The sequence below is a fragment of the Shewanella saliphila genome, assembly GCF_014648295.1.
Taxonomy (GTDB): Bacteria; Pseudomonadota; Gammaproteobacteria; order Enterobacterales; family Shewanellaceae; genus Shewanella; species Shewanella saliphila.
Genome location: NZ_BMQV01000077.1, coordinates 1 through 8,998 on the forward strand (window position 1 = coordinate 1; position 8,998 = coordinate 8,998).

Genomic DNA, 8,998 nt, shown 5'->3' on the forward strand with positions numbered 1-8,998 from the left:
CATCCAGAGCGATGGTCAAAAGAAGAGCGAAACTGGCAACCAATAGGCGCTGTGGCGTTAAATCCAGAGCAACATAAAGAAGTTGCTTAACAATTTAGGCGACAACTGTCTTGAAAAACGCCGCTTAACTCACGGCAAATACCCAACAGTATGGCTAATGCCAGCAATGCTTGTGAGGCTCATAGGCTATGTAAATTCATACTCCGTGGTATTCAGATTACTCATAAAAAACGCGATATATTATCGCGTTTTTTACAATTAGCTCTGTGCAGCTTTACAAACGGTAGTGCTTATTTCAGCGACTCTAACCATTGGTTAAACGATGAAGCAGGCATAGCGCCAGATTGCTGAGCAATAACTTTGCCTTGTTTAAATACCATCAAGGTTGGAATAGAACGAATATTAAATTGCGCGGCTAGGGCTTGTTGCTCTTCGGTGTTGAGTTTGCCAAAACGGAATTTGGGTTCCCATTTTTTAGCGGCTTGGGTAAACACAGGCGCAAAGCTTTTACACGGACCGCACCAACTGGCCCAAAAGTCGACGACTAATGGCAATTCAGATTTATTAGCATGGTGGGCAAAATTAGCCGCGGTTAACTCTATCGGTTCACCAATAAACACAGGCTTTTTACAATGACCACAGGTTGGTTGCTGCTCAAGACGTTCATCTGGGACGCGATTTAGGGTATCGCAATGTGGGCAAGCGATTATCATGATATGACCTCATCAACTTCATTATTGAGACGATTAAATCATAAACTAAGTTGAGGCGAAGAACGATGATTCATTGATATTTCTCATTAGCATTTTTTGTTAGATTTTTCGTTAACATATGATGACTTACAACCACGAGCCTCCTGATTCAGCATCATTTGCACAATCGCCTCATGAGCCGCTTAGATAACCTTCATCCTGTCACCTAAGATGCTTACAATAAATAGCTCGAAATTATTTTTGATATTTCCAACATTGAAGACTTACCCGTGAACTCAAATTTCACTTTGCCGATGGCCGAGAAATAGATTTCTAATTCAGAATCAAGATCAAACGTGCCTGACGTTTCGATCGAATATGCGACAATATTTTTATAAGGCAAAGAGGTAAAGTCTTTTTTGCTGCCCGTAATCCCCTGAACATTAACCGCAATAATCCGTTTATTGGTAAAAACCACACCGTCTCGCATCGTTTTATATGAATCGACTATTCGTTCATCATCTAGCAGTAAATCATTCACTTTTTCTGCAAAATCAGGGTTTTGCTTAAGCTTAAAAAAACCTTTATTATTAAAATCGATCATAAAACATCCTTTTGATTTCTAAAGCCCGCTGCGTTTAACTGCAGATATTTCTGACACTAACACATCTTCTTATACAAAAACTTAGACAATATTTTCTACATATCTCTCCAATCATGCCACCCATTATTAAATCGTGAGTAATAACCGAATACTCCTTTCAATCATGCCACCCAAAGTTAGATCTAACAACATAACGCCTTTCGATTTGAGTTACCAACATTGATCGTTCTTTTCTCAACAAGTAAAATCAGCCAAATCATTTACCGCAGCTTACTTAATATGTGCAAAATCAGATATTTGGTTAAACACTACATAGCAGAAGGGCTTGATATGAATCAAGTATCAGATGAGATGTTCTCAGGAATAATATTAGAGCTTAAGCACACAGCCAGCGCTGGCAGTTTGATGCACCTTGTCGTCGTTTTCGGTCTAAATGCTCACAATATTCAGTTAACGCAGGTAATGCACCTACGGCACCTTTGAATAAAGAACCAAATTCAGTGGTGATTTTAAGCCAATTTTCAGCAGGAATATTGATTCTGTTTAGAATACCTTGGCTACTTGAACTTATCACGCCATGCTTATCTTCTCGTATAATTCTTCCAGTGTCTTCGACCAGCTCGATATAGTCTTTGACGCTGAACATTAAGCCATTCGGCATATTTAAATGTTCATGGCCAACAAAAGGTACTAATTCTGCTGGTTGCTCACCCTTTATTGCTGAATTTATTCGGCGTTGAATGCTGGTGTAATCTGAATTTTCTGGAGTATCCGCCACATATGCTCGGATAGGATTTAAATCGACATAAGCCATGCAAGCTAATACTGCGGCTTCATCTAGAAGCGCTTGAGACTTAAATCTTCCCTCCCAAAATCGACCTGTACATTTATCTTCTTTGTTAGCCATTCTAGCGATTGGTTCACTAAGGGAGCGCATAAACCAACTGATATCAATTAAGCGTTTACGATATTCTGTAATGCATTCATCAACTGTTTGACGTTCAAATTGGTTAAGGTCTTCATCTTTGAGATACTTTTGAGTGAGTAGCGTCCCCTTAAAGCCTTTATGCCACTGAATGAGCACCTCTTTATCTGACCACAGTCTTGCTTTGTCTGAGTCGACCTTTAACACCACATGCAAATGGTTACTCATTACAGCATAAGCACAAATATCAATAGCAAAAATGGTTGCCAACTCAAGAATACGTGAATCGACCCACTCGCGTCGATGTTCAAAATTTTCGCCTGTCGTATTATCGATACCGCAAAGAAATGCTTTACGCACTACACGTGAACAACAGTGATAATAGGGTGTATCTTCTAAGCTAACGATAGTCTGTCTGGGTCTAGCCATTATTCATTACCTGCAAGTAAATAGGGATGAATAAAGACTAGACTAACGATGAAATATTCGCCAAAAATCTTGGGTGGCCATGTTTGAGCCATGCTTGAAGGAAGTATGTTTAAGAGGAAATTAATATGGTCTCCTCTTGTTTTAGTGTGACAAACGCTACGGCCTTCATGGCCGTAGGTTATAAAAAAGGAAAGGTTAACACCCTGTGGTGACGGTTGTAATCTCAGGTTCGCCTGCACTCTTCCAGTGGTATTGAAAATAACAACTGGTTGCGATAACTTCAGTTGAGGTGGGTTCTGCAACATCCAGTGCCGACTTGGGGGCGGCTACTACGGCATAACTGCCGCTTGATACATAAATTCGATACGACCATTCATCCATGTCCAGGCCTGCGGCCTCAAAAATTTCAGATGACGTGGTGTAACCATCATTAAAACCACTACCACTGGTATTCGCGGCAGCGGCCCAAGGTTGATAATTACTGCCTTTAACACCCGAAAACTCAACGGTGTCAGTCATCGCACTGCCAGAAGTTAAGGTTTTAGTTTTAAATAATGTCACTGCGGTTTTAATCGAGCCAACCGCTCCATTAATTGCTGCTATGTGGGCATCAGTCTTTAAATTGATAAACTTAGGCGCTGCTACAACAGCCAAAATACCTAAAATAATAATCACTACGACCAACTCAATCAGCGTAAAACCTGTTTGGCGTGGAGCTGTCAATTTATTCATATTGCGATAAACCCTCTATACCCATTAACGATTAACGATTAACGAGCCATAAAATCATTAGATTAATTATTCTAATTCGATTTTTACACATAATCACATGAAATTATGAATAAAAATCACATAATGTGACATAAACTAATGACTGTAATTGCACCAAAGTAACAGAATGGTTAAACATAACTGTGAATATGTTGTTTAATTTACGCCTTTTCGGGGTTAAAAATCACGGTGTTTTTTGGCTTTTTAGGTTCGACATACGCTTGATAACGGCCAGGTTTATGATTAATAGCAATCAACACATTGAGCATAGCGGCGCCCATCACTGATAGTAGAACCACTTCAATTGGGAACATCAGCAACGATGAACTTAAAATAATAGTGTCTATTAATAAGCCAAAATTACCGGCGCGAATTGAATACTTATTTTGCAGATACAGCGCCAAAATACCCAAACCACCTAAGCTTGATTTATGCCTAAACATAATCAGCATCCCTACTCCAATCAACATTCCACCTACCGTTGCAGCAAATACAGGATGGACATTATCAATATGAATAAAGAGCGGCATGTAATCTGTCATTACCGAAATAATCGATACAGAAATGAAGGTATTGATGGTGAAACGCTTTGATAGCTTGGTCCATGCAATATAATAAAAAGGCACGTTAACGATAAAAAATAACACCCCAAAACTTAGCGATGTTAAGTGCATTCCAATAAGTGCCAAACCCGCCGTGCCGCCAGTAATCAGCTGATTACTGCTATAAAGCGTTACGCCTAAAGACACCATGACACCTGCGCAAAACAAAGCCATAATGTCTTCGTAAAAACGGTGTGTTGGAAATTGCATGGTATTTTTATCCTTCTTTAACCAAAGCGTTAATAGCATTAACGCAAAGCTTAGGTTAGTACTTAGATTAGTGCTGAGCATAGGCACAACATCTTAAAGGCGCGCAGTTTACAGAAACACTGTAGATTTAACAGTGAATAAAACAAGACAAATGATGAATAATAAGCCAACATCGTACACAAAACTTTACATGTGATGTGCAGTAGTAAATAAAATGATACACAGATGTTATTTATCAAGTGATAAGCAGTACAAAACTATGCATCAACACATAGTTAGGGTGTGAATTGCGATATACGCAATGAATGTAAAATTATTTGTCGTGATAGATCAACAACGACTCAAAATAGCAGCCTTGTAAATGACATAATTCAAACAAAGCTAACAATAAACTTGATGAGTTGCATCAATAAAAACGCAGAACTATACGCCACTAAAAACTTTACAAACAACAAGATAATCCAACTTAAAAACCAAGCCTAACAATAGCTGCTAGCGAGAGTTAAACCCTAAGTTGCCACATTTCAAATGCTTCTTGGCACAGTTGTTCTCTAAACTTAGGATGAGCAATATCAATGAGCGCGCGGGCACGTTCTCTTAACGATTTAGCGCGTAAATATGCACAACCATACTCGGTAACAATATAATGGACATGGGCACGAGTGGTCACAACGCCAGCTCCCGGAGAGAGCACTGTCGCAATCCGCGAGACGGTGCCGTTAGCAGCAGTACTAGGAAGAGCAATAACAGAACGACCACCTTCCGACAGCCCTGCTCCTCGAATAAAGTCCATCTGCCCGCCCACGCCTGAGTATATTTTTGTCCCTAAGGAGTCGGCACAAACCTGACCCGATATATCAACTTGTAGCGCAGAGTTGATCGACATGACATTGGGGTTTTTACGAATAATGGCAGTGTCATTCACTTGCTCAATGTCCATGAAAATCACTGATGGATTATCATCGACAAAATCATAAAGCCGTTGGCTACCGAGTGCAAAACCAGTCACGGTTTTACCTGGATGCACTTTTTTAAGGCTGTTATTTATCACCCCTAACTCAACGAGATTCAGCACACCGTCTGAAAACAGCTCAGTGTGAACCCCTAAGTTTTTATGCTGTGTTAAGCACGACAACACGGCATCAGGAATGGCGCCAATTCCCATTTGTAAACAATCACCATCGCGCACCAAGGTGGCAACATGTTGACCAATTGCTTGGCTGGTTTCATCACTCGAATCAATTAAATGTTGTGGCAATGGCATACTCTGCTCAAAAACCGCAGCTAATTTGTTGTAGTGAATAAACCCATCACCATGAGTGCGGGGCATCATAGGGTTGATGTGGGCAATAATTTTACCCGCCACCTGGCAAGCTGCGAGTGTGGCCTCGACCGAAATCCCTAATGAGCAAATACCGTGTTTATCAGGCGGGGAGACTTGAATAATAGCCGTATCAATTTTTTGCTCGCCTGAGCGAAATAACTTAGGCACTTCAGACAAGAAAATCGGTACATAATCAGCATCACCTTGCTGTAAAAGCTCACGCGTTGGTGCGCCACCAAAATAGCAGCGATGACGAATATGCGGTTTTAAATGTGCGGCGCTCAGAGATTCAGCACGTTCAGTATGCAACTGTAACAAGGTTAACCCCTGCTTTTTTAAGGCATGCTGTGCAAGCGCATCGAGTAAAACCTTTGGCGTGGCCCCCATAGAATGAGTCCATAAAGTTTCATTGTTTTCAATTAACGAAACTGCTTCTAACGCACTTTGGCAAATAATGGGTGTCATCGATATAACTCAAGGTGATTAAGCTACTTGTAGTGTAAGGAGGAACATCAAAATTTAATAGTTTTTAGCGCAAAGTCGCAAAGCTAATCACAACAGTTGAGAATGATATCAATCAAATGAATTATTTGAGAGGTCTGCCACAAAGCGGCAAATGATGATTCACCGCAACAACGCTATGCAGTAAGCCATGAGCCAAACAAGTGAGGGAAAACAACAATAACGAGTTAACCACCGCAGCCATGAAATATAACACACTGCAATTTGCGACAGAAACGGACAACCTACAATTGAGTGAGCCTAAACCAAGTGGTCTCAAACGCAGCTCACTCAAACTAGCAACCTATTTTGATGTTAATGCCAATTGAGAAAACAAAATCCCAGCCCAACCGTGTCGCATAAATTGACGAATATTTTGATGATCATCACCTTGTGGCGTGGCAACCACATCACGATAATGCTGACCAAACAATTGCAATGTTTGCTGCTCGCTCAGTTGTTGTATCTGCCCAAATGCGAACACTTTACAAGAGCCAGAGTTTTGCCCAGCGTCATTTAACTGCTCGCCATTTTTAAATGCTGTTGGGGTAAAATCATAATGCGCATCAATCAATGCCATCGTCTCTTCAAAACGCACCTCATTTGCACGCTGATTTAATGATTCTAAAAAAAGCGTCATATTGCTTGAGTCCATAAAATTTATAGCCTTGATAATTTAATACATACATCTCCAAACTATACATCAATTTAAGTCCGTAAAGTTAGCACAAACGTAACCGTTAAAATGACATATAGCTCAAGGGCTAAGCATAGCTTCAGCCTCGGTGAGTAATCTAAATTAAGCTATTTTAAATGTAGCGACTTGTTGCTGCATCGCTTTAGCAAGTGATTGTAAATCATCAACAGAATGAGTGAGCTTTTCAGTTGCTGCAGATGAAGCTTGGGTAATATCATTAATTGTGATGATATTTTTATTTATACTTTCAGCTACATAAGACTGTTCTTCTGCCGCTGTAGCGATTTGAGTATTGAGTTCGTTGATGCTATCAACCGAGGTAACAATATCATTTAACACCGTACCTGCACTGCTAGTTTTATCATTCGCATTGTTTACTAAAACTAAGCCTTCATCCATTGAAGAGACAGCCTGCACCACACTGTCTTGAAGTTCGCCAATCATGGTATCAATTTGCAGTGTTGATTCTTGGGTCCGTTGAGCTAAAGTACGTACCTCATCAGCAACAACCGCAAAGCCTCGACCTTGCTCACCGGCTCTGGCAGCCTCAATTGCAGCATTTAAAGCTAACAGATTAGTTTGCTCAGCAATGCTTTTAATCACGCTTAACACCTGACCAATATTTTGACTCTCTTTCGCGACATGAGAGATGACTTCAGCCGTTTTACTTATTTGATTTGATAACTGTGACATACTGTCTATCGAGTGATTGACGATATTATTACCGCTCTCTGCATATTCATTGGCTTTCTTGGTTTGTTCTGCTGCAAAATTAGTGCTTTGAACAACCTCAGTGACTGTTGCAGTCATCTCATTCATTGCCGTAGCGGTTTGTTCTGATTCCTCTTGCTGCTGCAACATTCTATGATTCGTTTCTTCAGTGAAACGTTGCAACTCACCTGACGAGCTATTGATTGTATTGGCTGCATCAGTAATAGATTCAATGATGTTTCTAAGGTGTGTAATGACTTCAGTCAGGCTAGTCGAGATCATGCCTAACTCATCATCATTATAAGGTGTAAACACTTGGGTTAAATCTGAATTCTGCTTAATGAGTTGAAGCTTCATTAATATATCTGTTACTGGCCTCATTACACTTCGCAATATCCATATCGTTAATAAGATGCTGATAACAACGGCACAAAAGGTAAAGAATATAAAGAGCTTAATCGATGAATTATAAATATCTTGGGTTAATAGCCATTCATCACCCGCCACTCTAATTTGCAATGCGACTAACTCAGAAATTTTACCACTAATAGGATCAATAACATTATATAAAGGCATAATATCATCAGACAACTGACCAGATATTAACCCTGACATATTATTTAGCTTATTGATTAATATATCAATCTGCTGATTGGCGGGCGCGAACATTGTATTAGCTTCACTGCTAAGCTGGCTTTCCTCAGGCGTTAACTCTGTAGCTAAATATTTTTCCCAGCGACTATCAATATTACTTTTGGCACTGATTAATGTTTGGCTTGCTTCTTGAGCTGTAAAATTACCAGCATTTGCCTTGTTAATTGCATCAATGACAGAAACAGCATATTCATCGCCAATTATTTTTAAATCTTCTAATGGAACAACGCGATCGGTATAAATTCTCGCGACTCCACTTTCAATTTTACCCATCATATTGACCGCAATACCACAAATTATGATAAGGATAACTAATGGAATTAACGAGCTAAAAAGCATTTTTTGTTTGATTTGTAAGTTCATCATAAATAGAGCGCCCAATAAAAGCCAATTGATAACAAAGTTCAGTCAATCCTTGGGGGGAACTTAGATGTAAAACAACATTAATGAACATCAAAGTGTTTTGGGTTTAAATAAACGCACAAATAATTAAGTGTGTATTCACCTAAAAAACACTAAAGCAATAATATCTTTAAAATTAAGAGTGATATGACTTTATACTATAGGATGCACACTTTTTATTCTAGTTTACACCATGGTTACATTCTACTTTATGAGTATTAATTTTGATAAAAATAACACTTTTAGAGTAAATGAGACATATTCCTTTGTGATTTTTTAATATATGCTGAAATCAAGCGTTCTGTAACATCAGCTATATAAAAGCTTTAATAATTAACAACTACTAATATCAGGGCAACCGCATGAGTGTTTATTAATTAGCCACATCACTGAATCCGGCATTTAATACTGCTTCTAAGTATGTTGTTTTCATCCAGGCTCGTTTTTGTTTAGCTGGTATGCTTCCCTTTGAAGGT

8 protein-coding genes are annotated in these 8,998 nt (G+C 39.3%); all 8 read right to left on the reverse strand.

The window, feature by feature from the left end; all coding sequences use genetic code 11:
• Positions 1 to 290 precede the first annotated feature (290 nt).
• The 8 genes from trxC to IEY48_RS19925 all read right to left on the reverse strand — a co-directional run bounded on the left by trxC (position 291) and on the right by IEY48_RS19925 (position 8,486).
• Complete coding sequence (gene trxC, locus IEY48_RS19890; RefSeq protein WP_160053195.1) at positions 291 to 713, reverse strand: thioredoxin TrxC; 423 nt, start codon at positions 711 to 713, stop codon at positions 291 to 293.
• Positions 714 to 927: 214 nt separating this feature from the next.
• Positions 928 to 1,296, reverse strand: a complete 369-nt coding sequence (locus IEY48_RS19895) for a PH domain-containing protein (RefSeq protein ID WP_188923290.1) — start codon at positions 1,294 to 1,296, stop codon at positions 928 to 930.
• A 376-nt stretch (positions 1,297 to 1,672) separates the two neighbouring features.
• Positions 1,673 to 2,650: a transposase gene (locus IEY48_RS19900; RefSeq protein WP_188923291.1), complete on the reverse strand. Its 978-nt coding sequence runs from the start codon at positions 2,648 to 2,650 to the stop codon at positions 1,673 to 1,675.
• A gap of 195 nt (positions 2,651 to 2,845) precedes the next feature.
• A complete protein-coding gene (locus tag IEY48_RS19905) occupies positions 2,846 to 3,382 on the reverse strand; it encodes a type II secretion system protein (protein ID WP_188923292.1) in 537 nt (178 codons plus the stop codon).
• Between the two features lie 200 nt (positions 3,383 to 3,582).
• Complete coding sequence (locus IEY48_RS19910; protein WP_188923293.1) at positions 3,583 to 4,233, reverse strand: YitT family protein; 651 nt, start codon at positions 4,231 to 4,233, stop codon at positions 3,583 to 3,585.
• 502 nt (positions 4,234 to 4,735) lie between these two features.
• Positions 4,736 to 6,022: an acetyl-CoA hydrolase/transferase family protein gene (locus IEY48_RS19915; RefSeq protein ID WP_188923294.1), complete on the reverse strand. Its 1,287-nt coding sequence runs from the start codon at positions 6,020 to 6,022 to the stop codon at positions 4,736 to 4,738.
• A gap of 340 nt (positions 6,023 to 6,362) precedes the next feature.
• Positions 6,363 to 6,698, reverse strand: coding sequence for a HopJ type III effector protein (locus tag IEY48_RS19920; RefSeq protein WP_229786603.1), 336 nt, complete (start codon positions 6,696 to 6,698; stop codon positions 6,363 to 6,365).
• A 159-nt stretch (positions 6,699 to 6,857) separates the two neighbouring features.
• Positions 6,858 to 8,486 carry a methyl-accepting chemotaxis protein gene (locus IEY48_RS19925; RefSeq protein WP_188923296.1) on the reverse strand — a complete coding sequence of 543 codons (1,629 nt, stop codon included), beginning with the start codon at positions 8,484 to 8,486 and terminating at the stop codon, positions 6,858 to 6,860.
• Between the last annotated feature and the right edge of the window lie 512 nt (positions 8,487 to 8,998).